This is a genomic window from Paenibacillus cellulositrophicus, from assembly GCF_009363095.1.
GTDB lineage: Bacteria > Bacillota > Bacilli > Paenibacillales > Paenibacillaceae > Paenibacillus_AQ > Paenibacillus_AQ favisporus.
Genome location: NZ_CP045295.1, coordinates 3,501,468 through 3,516,067 on the forward strand (window position 1 = coordinate 3,501,468; position 14,600 = coordinate 3,516,067).

Sequence of the window (14,600 nt, forward strand, 5' to 3'; positions counted from 1 at the left end):
AATATATACTTATTCAGCCGCTATGCTGAATATTACTTCGTTGCGTTTTTCCAGTCAGCAGCAAATTTCTCGATGCCTTGATCCGTCAGCGGGTGTTTTACCAGTTGAGCGATGACGCTGAATGGAACGGTAGCAATATGCGCACCGGCCAGCGCTACGCGGGTTACGTGGTCTGGATGGCGAACCGAAGCAGCGATGATTTGAGTGTCCAGGTTATGAACGCGGAACAGCTCAGCGATTTTGGAGACGAGCAGCACGCCGTCTTCCGAGATGTCGTCCAGGCGGCCCAGGAATGGGGATACGTACGTTGCGCCTGCGCGTGCAGCCAACAGAGCCTGGTTCACGGTAAAGATCAGGGTTACGTTCGTTTTTACGCCTTTTTTCGTCAGGTAACGGCAAGCTTCAAGACCAGCCAGCGTCATTGGCAGCTTGATCGTGATGTTTTTGTCTCCGCCGTTGATTTTGATCAGTTCATCGGCTTGTGCGATCATATCTTCCGCAGTTTCCGCATCCGGGGTTACTTCTGCCGATACGGATTCCACTTCAGGAACAGCCTTCAAAATTTCTTCGATGCGGTCTTCGAACTTCACGCCTTCTTTGGCAACCAGAGAAGGGTTTGTCGTCACGCCGGAAAGAACGCCGATTTTATATGCTTTTTTAATGTCGTCCAGGTTTGCAGTGTCGATGAAAAATTTCATGATTTCACAACCTCCACTTATTTTTTGTATTTATTTAAGATTAGTTCTTAACTACAGCATGGCCGCCAAACTCGTTACGCAGCGCGGCAACTACTTTACCTGTGAACGTATCGTTCTCCAGGGAACGGTAACGCATCAGCAGGGACAGAGCGATAACCGGTGTAGCGGTCTGCAGGTCAAGAGCGGTTTCCACAGTCCATTTACCTTCGCCGGAAGATTGCATAATTCCTTTAATTTCGTCCAAGTTCGCGTCTTTGGCAAAGGCCTTTTCCGTCAATTCCATCAGCCAGGAACGGATAACGGAGCCGTTGTTCCATACGCGGGCCACTTTTTCGTAGTCAAAATCGAAATCACTCTTCTCCAATACTTCAAAGCCTTCGCCGATAGCAGCCATAAAGCCGTATTCGACGCCGTTATGGACCATTTTCAGGAAGTGGCCGCTGCCGGATTTGCCGGCATACAGATAGCCGTTCTCTACAGCGGTGTCCTTGAAGATCGGTTCAACGATGTCCCATGCTTCCTGATCTCCGCCGACCATGTAGCAAGCGCCATTACGAGCGCCTTCCATACCGCCGGAAGTACCTACGTCGAGGTAGCTTACGCCGAATTCCTTCATTTGATTGTATCTTTCAATCGACTCTTTGTAGTGCGAGTTGCCGGCTTCGATCACGATGTCGCCTTTGGACAACAGTGGTTTCAGCTCGTCAAGGACCGAGTCTACAACGGAGTGAGGCACCATGATCCACACGATTCTTGGCGTTTCCAGCTTGGACACAAGCTCTTTGATGCTTGCAGCGCCTTCGGCGCCTTTGTTCTTCATGTCTTCAACAGCGGCTGTGTTCAAATCGAATGCAACGACGCTGTGGTTATGATCCATCAAATTTTGTCCCAAATTCAAACCCATTTTGCCTAATCCAATCAATCCGACTTTCATTATAATTCCCTCCACACCATGCATTTTCTCTATTTTTGTTTATTGAAACCTTTACCAGTATGGTTTACAACCTGGATCAAGATTGACCCACAAGTACCTTTTCTTCTTCTTTCACAACTTCAGGCTCTGTATCCATCCACCATTTGAAGCCGTCTTCGGCCAGCAGCTGGTCAGACGCTTCAGGTCCGTTCGAACCTGCAGGATACTGATGAAGCGGAACGCTGTCCTCCTCGAAAGCATCCAGAATCGGCTGCACGTACTGCCAGGACAATTCGACTTCATCCCAATGGGCAAAGAACGTGGAATCCCCGCGAACCGCATCGAAAATCAGGTTTTCGTAAGCTTCCGGTACGTCCTTTCCATTTTCATGGAAGTGAATGCGCATCGGCTCCAGCTTGGAATCGTTCCGCGGATTCTTTTTGTTCAATTGCATAAAGATGCCTTCGTTCGGATTGATTTCAATCACGAGAAGATTCGGATCGTTGGTGGTATTTTGTCCCTTCAACGGCTCCTTAAATTCAATGACGATCCGCGTAGATTTTTCCTTCATTCTCTTGCCTGTGCGAATGTAGAACGGAACGTCGCTCCAGAAGTAGTTATCGATCCAGAGGCGCGTAGCGATAAACGTATCGTTCTTCGAGCCCGCAGGGACGCCAGGCTCATCAAGATAACCGGGAACCGGCTTCCCTTGCATTTGACCGGAGGCATATTGGCCGCGGATCACGTTCTTCGCGATATCTTCCTTCTGCAGCGGACGAAGGGACTGCATGACGTTCTTCTTCTTCATGCGGACTTCGTTCGCATCGCCTCTGCCTGGAAGACGCATACTAACCATCATCAGCACTTGCAGCAAATGGTTCTGCACCATATCGCGGATTGCGCCCGAGTTGTCGTAGTATCCAGCTCTCTCTTCGACGCCGACGGTCTCACTTGCCGTAATTTGGACGTTGGCAATGTGATGGTTGGACCACAGCGCTTTGAGAATCGGGTTGGAAGACTCGAGGATTTCCAGGTTTTGCACCATCGGCTTACCGAGGTAGTGGTCGATGCGGTACACTTCGCTTTCATCAAACGCTTTGCTGAGCTGCTCGTTCAAATGGCGCGCAGACTGCAGGTCGTGTCCGAAAGGCTTTTCGATAATCAGACGTTTCCATCCGCTTGTCGAACCAAGTCCGCTGTCTTTAATATTTAAGGCGATCACGTCAAAAAACTCCGGCGCCACCGAGAGATAAAACATGCGATTCTGAGGAATGTTCAATTCCTGTTCACGCGACTCTACTAGGCTCCGCAGCTTATGGTAATCCTCCACTTGATTGGCATCAAGGACGGTATACCGGATCGTTTGGAGAAAAGCTTCCAAAGCGGCCGGATCGTTTACGGTTCTTCTTGAAAAAGTTTGCAGCGATTTCGCTACGTTTTGCTGAAAATCTGCACTAGATTGTTCTCTGCGGCCCAAGGCGATAATCGAGAACGCTTCAGGCATCTTTTTATCTATAAACAGATTGTAGAGTGCAGGGTATATTTTTCTCTTTGCCAGGTCCCCTGTTCCTCCAAACAAGACAAATGTCATGTTGTCCACGTATGACTCCTCCATTCCATTCCCACCAAAAACCATGCGCATGCTGGCAGATAAATCCGTTGCAACAAGGTTACTTTTAATAACCTGTTGAATTCACATTGGCAATCATAAACCCATTTAAGCGATTAGTCAACAGATTCTTGTCCAAATTATGAACGGAAATAAAATCCCTTTGATGACAGCGCTTTCTATGATATTATAATGGCAATGTATGACCATTGACGGCTGGATTTGGGAATCTTTTGGAATCCTTACAGAGATCATAACTTGTTAATATTAAGTAACCAGTGCACAGGGGGGTCAGCACTAATGGATGAGAAACGCGCCAGGCTTTTATGCGAAAAGGTCGAGCTCGCACACCAGATTACCGGAAAAAAGTGGGTCAGCCTGATTGTTCATACCCTAATGGAGGAACCAAAGCGTTTTAGCGAAATTCATGCATACATCCCTGATCTCAGCAAACGCATGCTCAACGAACGCATTAAAGAGCTGGAGGATAACGGTATCATTATCCGCAATGTCATTACCGAGCGGCCGATCCGTACGGAGTATTCTCTGACGCGAAAGGGAACCGAACTCGGCAGAGCGCTTCAAGCCGTGGAAGAATGGGCCGAGAAATGGTTCTAACCCGAGCCTGTATTATCATGACTTATCATTTGCGAAAAGGAAAAAGATCAACCCCACCGGAGTTGATCTTTTTTAGATATTAAATGGCTACGGTTACCCATAGAATGTTCATTCTAATCAGGTTAGAACTAAGCCGTACAGTTTTGTTTATACATGACATGCCGCATGTGTTGAACAGGGAGATCGATTTTTACAAAAATGTCTTTCGCATCGTCTCCAAGTATTCCTCAATCGGCACGGACTGTCTGAGCCGCATCAATTCATGGGCCGCATTCCCCACGAGCGTACGGAACTGCTTGTTCTTGCCTGTGGCCAGATCCGAAATGACATCCACGATCGTTTGAGGATCATCCGCGTCGGCCCCCTCCGGCTGTTCTAGCCGCTTCTTCAGCTGGGCCGTGAGCTCATCGTAGTCGTGAATGTCGGGACTCGTGCTCCAGACCATATTGTTCATAAAGTTGTTCCCCGATGATCCTCCCTGCTCCACAAGCCTCAGTTCGATATTCAGCGGTTTCAGTTCGTAATAGAGGCCTTCCGTCAGTCCCTCAAGGGCAAACTTGGACATGTTATACAAGGAGCCCAGCGGAACCGCGCTCGTTACGCCCATGAAGGAGCTGATATTGATGAACATCCCTCCCCCGTTCGCCCGAAAATGCGGCAGCAACGCCCGGATCACATTGATCGGTCCCCGTGTGTTTACGGCAAACTGCCAGTCAATCGCCTCTTCTTCCGCCAGCTCAAGCGCCCCGTAAGTGCCCATCCCGGCGTTGTTAACGACGACGTCAATGGTGCCGAAAGCATCGATCGCCTGCTTCGCGGCGGTTTGAACCTGGTCTACATCCGTCACATCCATTTTGAACAGTTGAATGTTGCTGTATGCCGTCAGTTCCGTTTCTTTTTCCGGCATGCGCATCGTCGCCGCTACATTCCAGCCCATTTTCGCAAAATGGATGGCCGTTAATTTGCCCAGACCCGAGCTGGTTCCGGTAATTAATATCGTTTTGCTCATTGTATAAGCTCCTTTTCTCCTCTATATCGAACGTTCACTCTAACAGGCTGGAAAAACCACACCTATGGTGCGGCGTTATTTGGCAACCGACTTCCAACAGGAGTTAATTACCGTCTGAATCACTTCATCCGTCAGCGTAAAATGCTTCTGCAAATGCCCTTTGACCAGGTAAGCCATCGTGCCGTAATGCATCTGCACCATCATGGCCGGCTCCTGCTCGATGAACAACTGGTAATCGATCGCTTTGGCGTACAAAGCCGCCATCGGCTTACACCAGCCGCCATCGTACGATTCCCGCTTGACGGCATCGTTAATATACGGGGAGAACGAATACTGTTCGATAAACTGAAAACCTTCCGGATGTGTAAGGCTGACTTGGAACACCTTCTCCCAGGCGCGGTTAAAACGGGTCCGGATCGGTTCCTTGGCGTCCATCCCCCGTGTAACATACTCTCCGTTGTATAGAACGATCGCTCGATACAGTTCGTTTATAATTTCTTCCTTACTTGAAAAATAATGATAAATGCTTCCGGTAGACACGCCCGATTCCTTGGCGATCAGCGCCATCGACGTCGCCTGCAGCTCTTTTTCGATAATAATGCGCAGCGTCGTTTCCAGCACTGCCTGTTGAACTTTGTTATATTTCTCAAACATGATCGGTTTAGCCTCCAGCCTGCTTTCGAAATTTGAATCACGATAGAACGTTCATTCTAATCTTAACGATCCATGGTCGTCTTGTCAAGGGACACTCGATCGGAGGATAGACTGCCCTGCTCCAAACCCCATTATATATAGTAGGAAAAAAAGCCAACCCGACATCATCCTCCGGATTGGCTTTAAAGGGCATAACATGGAGAGCCCTTTTAAGCGTGGGCTTTCTCCTTCTGCCGAACGGTGTGCAGCGCCTCGCTCCAGGACACAAGCTGATCCAGCATGGCGTGAACCGCCGCTTCCTGATGGGCGCCCGGTTTCAGAACCGTGTAATTTTCAAAATCGGTATGCAGAGACAGCCCCACCTGTGCGCGAACATCAGCTACCATCAGCTCGCCAAGGATCAATCGAAGCGCCTCCGCTGCACGCGAGCCTCCGCCGCCGCCATAAGCCACAATGCCTGCCGCCTTGTTGTTCCATTCATGGTACAGGAAATCAATGGCGTTCTTCAGTGCTCCGGGTATGGATTTGTTGTATTCGGGAGTCACGAACACGAAGCCGTCAAACTCGGCGATTTTCTGCGACCATGCCATCGTATGTTCCTTGGAGTACTGCCCCATAATCGGGGACATCGGCTCATCAAACAGCGGCAGCCGGTAATCCGCGATATCGACCAGTTCAAATCTGGCGTCGCTCCGACTGCTTGCGATTTCATGCACCCAGCGGCCGATCGCCTCCCCGTTGCGTCCCGGTCTGGTACTCCCAATAATAATTCCAATATTCATCATGATTTAATAACCCCTTCCATTATTCAAAATAGATTAGTAGCTCATAAATAGAATAATAGTTCATTCATATATTACAGTAAGTACTTACTGTCATTCAGGGTACATTTCTTTCACAGGTGCTCAACTCACAGCCATCCCGTCACCCGGCTCTCGCCGCCCGCCTTGTTTACTCAATGGTTGCCCCGTATGCGGCCTCAACCGTATAATAATCGCCTTCTGCCCCTTCGATCAGATCCTTGATCTTGTCGTAATGCGCTGAGAAATCCGCCTGTTTAAGCCAGGATTGGTGAGCTTCTACACTCTCGAACAGTGCAATGGCTATGGCCCGGTCCCGATGGGATGCGCGCAGAAGGCGGCTCCCAAGCGCTCCGTTTACGGTGTCCTGTTCTGCAAAAGAACGCAGCTCCTCAGATTGAATCCGCATGAATTCATCCAGCTTGCCCGGCTTCACTTGAAAGGCATTGACCCACACGACCGGTTTTCCGCCCATTTTATCATCTCCCATTTCCTTTCCTCCTTCATTTTAAAAATGCCAAGCCAATAATGACCGTCAGTACTTACTGTCATTTATGGAACCATCTTATTCCAGAATATGCCGATTGTCAAGAGAACGAATCATCTTTCCGTTGAAGGTCCATTGCCGGCTGTATTCAACGCTAAGTTTTGTACATTGTATAATGAAACCTATGTAAAGTTGCTCGCTTGTAATAATTATAGTATACATATGTATAGTGCTTTTTTTGATAGATAGAATGAATTAAAGTTTTACATTGAACTTTCAGTTATAGCGGCCTAATAGAAGCCTAGAACATTCATTTCTTTAGTTCATTCTATATAGAACAGGATTGGAGGATGTTATGCAACCACGTTCCAAAAAAAAGAAGAAAATGAGCCGGCTCCGCAAGTGGATGCTCAGCATCACGGCCGTAATCGCGCTCCTGCTGATCGGAGTAGGCGGATTCCTTGGATTTTTGCATCATAAAGCGATATCAACCTTACATAAAATATCGGCTGCCGCCGAATATTACGCACCCCAGTCCCAGCAGCAGGAACAGGGGGAGGCCGTCAGCGAGCCGCCTGTTGAAAGCGTAACCGAGGCCGACATGAAGCCGATGACTTTTCTGCTCGCCGGAATCGACAACCGCGAAGGCAGCGGGGGAACGATCAATACCGATGTGATGATTTTGGGGGCGCTGAATCCTGAAAAGAAATCGGCCAGCTTAATATCCATCCCCCGGGATTTAAAAGTCAGCCAATCCCAGCTGGGGACGCACAAAGCCAACTACTATTACGCCCATTACTATATCAAGGACAAAAAGGCGGCCATGGCCGACACGAAGGAGTTCTTTGGCGACTTGTTCCACATTCCGGTCGATTATATGGTTATGATCAACTTTGAAGGATTCCGGCAGATCATCGATGCTGTCGGCGGCGTCGATGTTGACGTCGACATGGACATGCGCTACAAGGATACGGCGGACGGCACGGATATCAATCTGCGCAAGGGTATGCAGCATCTGGACGGCAAACAGGCGCTCGACTTCGTCCGTTACCGGAAGTCCAACGACGGTTCGTCGCCGTCTTCGGATTTCGACCGGAACCGGCGCCAGCAGCAGGTGTTGAACCAGGTCCTGGACAAGCTTACTTCATTTAAAGGCATCAGCCAATGGGGGCAAGTGCTGGACATTATCGGGGAACAGGTCCAGACGGACATTCCAGCCAAGAATATGGAACGTTGGCTCCTCAATTACAAAAAAATGAAACCGGACCAAATCCAGATGCAGACCGTCGAGGGCCAGTGGAAAAGCCCATATGTGTATTGGAATGAGCAGCAGCTCAAAGAAGCACTGACCGTCTTGGCCGGTGAGCTGGACCAAAAGCCGAAGAGGCTGTCTACCCTCGGGAACCGTATCGGCCTATATTCCGGAGAGTAACTCAAACGCCTTTCCGGAAAGTAGGGATTGGGATCCGATCCAAATTTGCGTGAGCACCCTTAGAGGGTGCTTTTTCATTTTCGATGCTTATCCAATATTGCGAGGAGGGCGATGAATCCGTAATAGAAATTCTTCTACGAGCATCGGCCTGGAAAATAACAAAGGGCCACTTGATCGTGGCCCTGGATGGTTTAGGGGGTATTCGGGACGGTTATTTGGCAGCCGACAGCTCGCTTCCCGTAACCCACATATGGTTTTTGACCGGATCACCGCCCGTCGTTGGCTCATAATCCACCATATACACCGTAGTTTTCTCGGCGGAATCGATGGTCGCCTTGGCGCCCTTCATTCCTGGCATATGGTCCGCCTCCAGAACGACCTCGTCCCCCGGCTTGAACGGCTCGGCCCCGGCGTTCTCGATCTCCTCGTGGATCACCCACTTGTGGTTCGTCACCTTGGGACCGCCGGTTGTCGGCGTGTAGGAGACGGCATAGGCCGTCGTGTCATAGGCACCGACAATGGTAGCCTTGGCGCCCTTCATCCCTTTCATGTGGCCGGCCTCGATGATCGCCTGGCTTCCCACCTTGAAAGCCGGATTTGCCGCTTCTTTCAGCCCTGCGGGGACTTCCCCGGAGCCGGAATGATGCATCTCGTCCATCTGGTCCATGTTCATGTCCGAATCGTCTGTTGCCTGCTCGTGCTGCGACGGAGTCACGGATGCCGGCTCCGACGCGGAGTCATTATTTTGGCACCCTCCCAGCACCAGCATGGCCGCGGCGATGAGCATTAGCCATTGTTTTTTCATCATGTCAGCACTCCTTTTTGTCTTCAGAATGACTGTTCTCTCCTAATATACCCTAGCACCCTATACTATAATCATGAACATTTCATGGCATCCATTGTGCCCGAAACACTTTCTTTTAAAACTCCGCTCACATAAGCAGCCGTTCAATCCGAAGATCCATGGGGAAATGACGAAAGAACCTCCCTGTCGGACAGGGCCGCCATCCGGGAGCCAGTCCGGTGTCTCCAACGCAAAACGCAAAAAAGCATGCCATCCTTTCGGATGACATGCCGTATAACGAACTTATTAGAACGAATCTAACGAGGTCAGAGCTTCCCCTCCAAGTAAGACAAAAACTCGAATGCCGTCGTGCCGTACACATGCTTGTAATGGCGGTTCAAATGGGCCAGATCCACAAAACCGCAGCTGCTCACCGCCAGGTAAATGTCCCGGTGCTTTTCGATCAGCTGCCGGGCCCGCTCCAAGCGGCAGTTCAGGAAGTACTGGTAGGGTGAGAGCCCGGTATTGGCCTTAAATGCCCGGATGAACTGGTATTTGGACATCCCGAACTCTCCACTGATTTCGTCCAGGCGAAGCACATGCTCCAGGTTCTCGTGGATCCGTTCCTTGGCTTTGCGGGTGAACGACGGGGCCTTGATGTCCATCGGCCGCAAAATGTCCTGCGAAAAGTGGCCCGCAACCCGAAACAGCAGCTCGCTGCATACATCCTCGGATTGGCCGCCGGCAATGGCGGTGGACAGATCGAGAATGCTGCGCCGCAGCCCCGCGTCGTACACGATAGGGTCGGAGAAGCGGAGCACTTCCTTTTTCCCCAAAGCCTCCAGGAATTGATCCGGGTGAATGTAGAGCATGACATAATCGATGCCGGAGCGTTCCTGCGACCAGCCGTCATGCGTCTGCTCGGGATGAAACAGCATCACGCCGCTGCGGTGGGAGGACTGCAGGCTCCCTTCCAGGTCGTACTGCTGAACGCCGCGGAGGGTGACGCCGAGCGCGTACTCCTCGTGGCAGTGCTTTTTGTACGTAAAATCGGCAATGCTCGCCGACAGCGCGGTAATCCCCGCCGCCTGCTTATACTCGAACCGTTCCATCCTCCGCTCACCCCCTCGCGATGTCTGTGATCCCGGATACCATTATGGCCGAGTATACCAGAAGCAGGGCGAAAACGATATTCGAGATTTTTTGGTATTTTTGCAGAATACCCTTGAGCAGCGTGCCGAACAGTCCCCAGGAAAAATAGGCGGCAACGCCGATCAGCGAGACCAATCCCACAAACAAGGCCAAGACCCAACCTGAGGAATAATAGGGCATGACGTAAATGGGAATGACGGTAATGGTGAACAGCACCACTTTCGGGTTCAGAAACTGCATCCAAAATCCCGACATAAAAGACGCCGTCTGCTTGGCCGCCGCCTTGGACACGTCCATGCGGTAAATCTGGTAAGCCAGGTACAGAATGAACAGGCTGCCGGCGATCCGCAGCACCGTCAGGATCACAGGCATCCCTGTAACCAGCTCACGGTTCACCACGACCGAAGCGGCCACCAGCAAAGAGTAAGCGATAGAAGCACCGACAATATATTTGGCCGCCTGCCTGAAGCCCTCCTGCCGGACCGCCGCCAAAATGACGATATTCGATGGCCCCGGCGTAAAGGTTACAATGACACAGTACAGCAGAAAAGAAGCAATGTTCATGTTGGATACTCCTCACACCATCGTTTTTTAGCATTATAGGGTGTGGAGCCGGCAGGCGGATAGTACATTATTGCAGGGGCTTCTTCAGCCGCTCTGCTGTGTTACTTTTGCACAATCTGGATAAGGTTGCCGCATGTATCGTCGAAGACGGCTAATGTAAGAGGGCCCATTTGGGTCGGCTCCATCGTAAACTTTACGCCGTTTTCCAACAGCCGCTTATACTCTGTATGAATATCCTCCACACCAAACATCGCTGCCGGGATGCCATCAGCAAATATCTTCGTTTGATACTCTTTGGCAGCAGGATGGTTATTCGGTTCGAGCAAGAGCTCAGTGCCGTTCTGCTCGTCCGGAGAGACAAGCGTGATCCACCTGTATTCACCGACGGGAACGTCCTCCTTTTTGACAAACCCCAGCTTTTCTGAATAAAACTGAAGTGCCCGATCTTGGTCTGATACAAATATACTGGTCACAACGATTTTCATCCTTTGTGCCTCCTTTGAAATTGGTGTTGGTGCTCTTGTTACAATCGGCACCTTTACATTACTCTACCCATCCCTCCAGCAAATTTTCAAGAGGATCGTTGTTGAATAGATTTTAGCCAATATAAAAAACCGCGCCGAAGCGCGGTTGGATAACAGCTGCACGGTATGCTATTAAAGCCCTACGGTCTGCAGCCGCTGTGCTCGGCCTGGGCGTTCGCCCTTGTCCAGCATACGGTTGATCGTTCCGATGAGGGCCGGCAGCTCGGCCAGCGTATCGATCGTAAAATCGGCCCCGTTCGCCAGGAACGCCCGTCTCGTGCGCTCGATCGCCTCGGACCGCTCGTTCACGGGCAAGCGACCGTATTCCTCCTGGCTTAAGCCCATCTCCGAGCTGCCGATGACGACGCCGACCGACCATACGCCGGCCTGCACGCCTTCCTGGATATCGGAGGCCGTATCGCCTGCCTTGACCACCTTCCAGGATGCCGACAGCTTCAGATGCTCCATGTTGCGGAAAATCATGTACGGATACGGTCTGCCGTAAGATCCCGTTTCGTCAGGGGTGACGAGATGGTCGGGATAGTACCCCTTTTCCCGTGCGCCCTGAGTGACGACGTCCATCATGGAGCGCGTATACCCTGTAGTCGAGCCGATCTTCAGTCCGTCTGCCCGCAGCGCTTCCACCGTCTCGATGACGCCGGGTATCGGATCCGTATATTCGGACAGAGAGGCCATCAGCGCAGGCTCAAACGCGGCGTACAGCCGGTGTACGTCCTCTTCGCTGAAATCCCGTCCGTACTTGTCCTTCCAGAGAGCAGAAATTCTCTGCATGGACAGCATGGCGCGGATGTGGTCGATCTTGAGCATGCCCATCGGTGCTCTGGCTTCCTCCATCGTAACCTCAATGCCGGCCTGGTTGAAAATATCGACAAAGACGTTCACCGGCGCAAAGCAGCCGAAGTCCACGGCCGTTCCGGCCCAATCCAAAATCACACCCTCGATCCGGTTCATCGCTTCATTCCTCCCATATATTCCTCGATTATACCGCACAACTGCTCGATGTCCTCCTCATAGATCTCCCCGATGTTGCCGATGCGGAACGTATCGACGTCCGTCAGCTTGCCGGGGTAGATGACGAAGCCCCTTTCTTTCACATAGGCGTAAAAGTCGGCAAAGCTGAAATGCTGCCCTTCAGGGAACAAAAACGTCGTAATGATCGGCGACTGTTTCGCTTCCTCGATATAGGCGTACAGCCCGATGCCGGCCAGCCGGTCGCGAAGCAGCCGGTTGTTCTGGCGGTAGCGTTCGAACCGAGCCGGGACGCCCCCCTCCTCCGCCAACTCGTCAAGCGCCTTGGCAAAGGCTGCCACGACATGGGTGGGCGAGGTAAACCGCCATTTGCCGTCCTTGTCCATGCCCTTCCATTGGTCATAGAGATCGAGCGACAGGCTGCGCGCCGTGCCCTGGAGCTCCTTCAGCTTCTCCAGTCTGGCAATGACAAACCCGAAGCCGGGTACGCCTTGAATGCATTTATTGGCGCTGCTGATCAAATAATCGATTCCGAGACCGGTCACGTCGATCGGAATGCCGCCGAAGCTGCTCATGGCGTCGATGATCAGCGTTTTGCCATACGCTTGAGACAGTGCAGCCACCGTTTCGAGCGGATTTAATATGCCCGTCGTCGTCTCGCAGTGAACCATCGCGATATGGGTAATGGAAGGATCGGCTTCAAGCAAGTCGCGAAGCTCCGTTTCGTCGGGATGCTGGTCATAATCGATGCGATATTCCGCATAGTTCAAGCCGATATACCGCGCCATCTGGACGACCCGCTCGCCGTAGGCGCCGTTCGTGATGATCAGCACCTTGTCCTGGTCGGAAATGGCCGAGGTCATGACCGATTCGACCGCAAACGTGCCGCTGCCCTGCATCAGCACGGCGGTGTATTCCGCAGGATCGGCGCCGGCGATGCCGAGCAATTGGGACCGGATCCGCTGCGTGATCGATTTATAGTCATCGTCCCAGGTGCAGCGGTCCAGGAGCATCTCCTCCTTCACCGTACGGGTCGTTGTCAGCGGTCCCGGGGTTAAAAGCTTGTATTGGTTCATGGGTAAGTCACTCCCTGCCGTGTATTGGGTTCATTCTTGGGTCGTCGCCATTTGTTATTTGGCATCGTTAAAAAACTTCTGATGCTCCTCAAGGAGCTCCACCGTCAGCGGTTTGGCAAACTTCATCGATTTGGCCGGCTTGTTGATGTCTTCCACCGTCTCACCTTGGTAGAGGGCGACCGGATAGTTCGTGATCAGGTCCTTGCGCGCATCCTTGATGATCGTCTCGGCCATTTTCATGGCGAGGTCGGTCGTGGCGTTCTTCTTATCGACGACCGCGATCGACTCGGTCAGCGAGAAGTTGCCTTCCGACGGGTCGACATAATCGATTGGCGCGCCCGAAGCCTTGGCTTTGACCGCCTGATGGCGCAGTCCGAAGCCTGCGGCAACTTCGCCGGCTTCGACCTTCTTGATCGGGCCGGAGCCAGAGCTCTCCAGATGCGGGCCGACGTTCGCGATCAGATCGTGCAGCACCTGCTTGCCTTCCTCTTCTCCGTACTGCGTGATGACGGCCTGCACGAGCAGCCAGCCGGTGGAGGAGTCCATAATGTTCGGAATCGATACCAGGCCTTTGTATTCCGGCTTCGTCAAATCCTTGATCGATGCCGGCTTTTCCAATCCTTTTTGCTTCAGTACCTCGGTATTCACGAAGATCGATCCGGTATTGGCCAGAATCGGCGTATAGTAGGAAGGGTAGGAATCCATGGCGTTCGTGGTAAAAGACAGGTCCTTGTACATGTGGTACTTGCTCTGCGAACTGTCGATAAAATACGAGCTCATCGTGATGAGATTGGCCTCGATGTCGCTTCCCTCCGCCATCAGCTTTCCGCCGAGCTCGGAAGTGCCGAGTGACTGAAGCACGTATTTGCCGTCGTAACCGGCATTTTTCAGCGCGGTCTCCATGGCGGCCACCGCTTCTTCATCACCGTTAGTGTAGATGACGACCTTCTTGGATTCCTCCGCTTTACTGCTGCTGCATCCGACCAGGGCGAATACGAGGCTGATGGCGAGCAGGGTGAGCAGAAGACCGTTGAACGTTTTGGACTTGGACATGGGTAAATTCCCTCGCTTCAAATAAAATGATGGTAATGCTGGCTTGCTTCTTGCGTGCCTGCTGAGGCCGCTCCGGATCCGAATCGGTTTTCCGATCGCTGTTGTTTCCCTATTTCCCGATTCAAAATTTCAAGGTGGAAATATGGAAACAAAGGCGAACGCTGCGCTTCTCCAAACCGATTTCGGCCCCTCCGCTGGGCTTGGCATTTGAGAAAATGTGATGAAAACATTTCAAGT

16 protein-coding genes are annotated in these 14,600 nt (G+C 51.7%); 2 read left to right on the forward strand and 14 right to left on the reverse strand.

The genetic code is table 11. The features are described 5' to 3' along the window. Positions 1 to 32 precede the first annotated feature (32 nt). From fsa to zwf, 3 genes are all read right to left on the reverse strand, one after another. A complete protein-coding gene (fsa, locus tag GCU45_RS15615; protein ID WP_105445179.1) occupies positions 33 to 698 on the reverse strand; it encodes a fructose-6-phosphate aldolase in 666 nt (221 codons plus the stop codon). 40 nt (positions 699 to 738) lie between these two features. Then, the gene (gene gnd, locus GCU45_RS15620; protein WP_152399588.1) at positions 739 to 1,632 is read right to left on the reverse strand and encodes a phosphogluconate dehydrogenase (NAD(+)-dependent, decarboxylating); all 894 of its coding nucleotides are present in this window, start codon (positions 1,630 to 1,632) and stop codon (positions 739 to 741) included. A 76-nt stretch (positions 1,633 to 1,708) separates the two neighbouring features. Next, a complete protein-coding gene (gene zwf / locus GCU45_RS15625; protein WP_152399589.1) occupies positions 1,709 to 3,211 on the reverse strand; it encodes a glucose-6-phosphate dehydrogenase in 1,503 nt (500 codons plus the stop codon). A 309-nt stretch (positions 3,212 to 3,520) separates the two neighbouring features. On the opposite strand from zwf, the gene GCU45_RS15630 reads away from it, so the two are divergent. Continuing rightward, positions 3,521 to 3,838: a winged helix-turn-helix transcriptional regulator gene (locus tag GCU45_RS15630; protein WP_076173085.1), complete on the forward strand. Its 318-nt coding sequence runs from the start codon at positions 3,521 to 3,523 to the stop codon at positions 3,836 to 3,838. A gap of 190 nt (positions 3,839 to 4,028) precedes the next feature. Here the strand turns inward: GCU45_RS15630 and GCU45_RS15635 are convergent, their stop codons facing one another. The 4 genes from GCU45_RS15635 to GCU45_RS15650 all read right to left on the reverse strand — a co-directional run bounded on the left by GCU45_RS15635 (position 4,029) and on the right by GCU45_RS15650 (position 6,791). Beyond that, positions 4,029 to 4,847: an SDR family oxidoreductase gene (locus tag GCU45_RS15635; RefSeq protein WP_152399590.1), complete on the reverse strand. Its 819-nt coding sequence runs from the start codon at positions 4,845 to 4,847 to the stop codon at positions 4,029 to 4,031. Between the two features lie 75 nt (positions 4,848 to 4,922). After that, positions 4,923 to 5,501, reverse strand: a complete 579-nt coding sequence (locus tag GCU45_RS15640) for a TetR/AcrR family transcriptional regulator (protein ID WP_116233032.1) — start codon at positions 5,499 to 5,501, stop codon at positions 4,923 to 4,925. A gap of 209 nt (positions 5,502 to 5,710) precedes the next feature. Continuing rightward, positions 5,711 to 6,286 carry an NADPH-dependent FMN reductase gene (locus GCU45_RS15645; RefSeq protein WP_152399591.1) on the reverse strand — a complete coding sequence of 192 codons (576 nt, stop codon included), beginning with the start codon at positions 6,284 to 6,286 and terminating at the stop codon, positions 5,711 to 5,713. A gap of 166 nt (positions 6,287 to 6,452) precedes the next feature. Then, positions 6,453 to 6,791 (reverse strand): antibiotic biosynthesis monooxygenase family protein, encoded by a 339-nt coding sequence (locus tag GCU45_RS15650; protein WP_181153080.1) that lies wholly within the window; start codon positions 6,789 to 6,791, stop codon positions 6,453 to 6,455. Between the two features lie 352 nt (positions 6,792 to 7,143). Here GCU45_RS15650 and GCU45_RS15655 point away from each other — a divergent pair, with 352 nt between their 5' ends. Further along, entirely contained in the window at positions 7,144 to 8,220 is a 1,077-nt protein-coding gene (locus GCU45_RS15655; protein WP_244364097.1) for an LCP family protein, read from the forward strand. 211 nt (positions 8,221 to 8,431) lie between these two features. Here the strand turns inward: GCU45_RS15655 and GCU45_RS15660 are convergent, their stop codons facing one another. From GCU45_RS15660 to GCU45_RS15690, 7 genes are all read right to left on the reverse strand, one after another. After that, positions 8,432 to 9,025: a YdhK family protein gene (locus GCU45_RS15660; protein WP_152403123.1), complete on the reverse strand. Its 594-nt coding sequence runs from the start codon at positions 9,023 to 9,025 to the stop codon at positions 8,432 to 8,434. Between the two features lie 305 nt (positions 9,026 to 9,330). After that, entirely contained in the window at positions 9,331 to 10,116 is a 786-nt protein-coding gene (locus GCU45_RS15665) for an AraC family transcriptional regulator (RefSeq protein WP_076173091.1), read from the reverse strand. Between the two features lie 7 nt (positions 10,117 to 10,123). Then, positions 10,124 to 10,720 (reverse strand): LysE family translocator, encoded by a 597-nt coding sequence (locus GCU45_RS15670; RefSeq protein ID WP_152399592.1) that lies wholly within the window; start codon positions 10,718 to 10,720, stop codon positions 10,124 to 10,126. Positions 10,721 to 10,821: 101 nt separating this feature from the next. Then, positions 10,822 to 11,205 carry a VOC family protein gene (locus GCU45_RS15675; RefSeq protein ID WP_152399593.1) on the reverse strand — a complete coding sequence of 128 codons (384 nt, stop codon included), beginning with the start codon at positions 11,203 to 11,205 and terminating at the stop codon, positions 10,822 to 10,824. 171 nt (positions 11,206 to 11,376) lie between these two features. Next, positions 11,377 to 12,216, reverse strand: a complete 840-nt coding sequence (phnX, locus tag GCU45_RS15680) for a phosphonoacetaldehyde hydrolase (protein ID WP_152399594.1) — start codon at positions 12,214 to 12,216, stop codon at positions 11,377 to 11,379. Then, complete coding sequence (gene phnW / locus GCU45_RS15685; protein WP_152399595.1) at positions 12,213 to 13,310, reverse strand: 2-aminoethylphosphonate--pyruvate transaminase; 1,098 nt, start codon at positions 13,308 to 13,310, stop codon at positions 12,213 to 12,215. The genes phnX and phnW overlap by 4 nt, the downstream gene beginning before the upstream one ends. Positions 13,311 to 13,364: 54 nt before the next feature. Next, positions 13,365 to 14,363 carry an extracellular solute-binding protein gene (locus tag GCU45_RS15690; protein ID WP_152399596.1) on the reverse strand — a complete coding sequence of 333 codons (999 nt, stop codon included), beginning with the start codon at positions 14,361 to 14,363 and terminating at the stop codon, positions 13,365 to 13,367. Positions 14,364 to 14,600 lie beyond the last annotated feature (237 nt).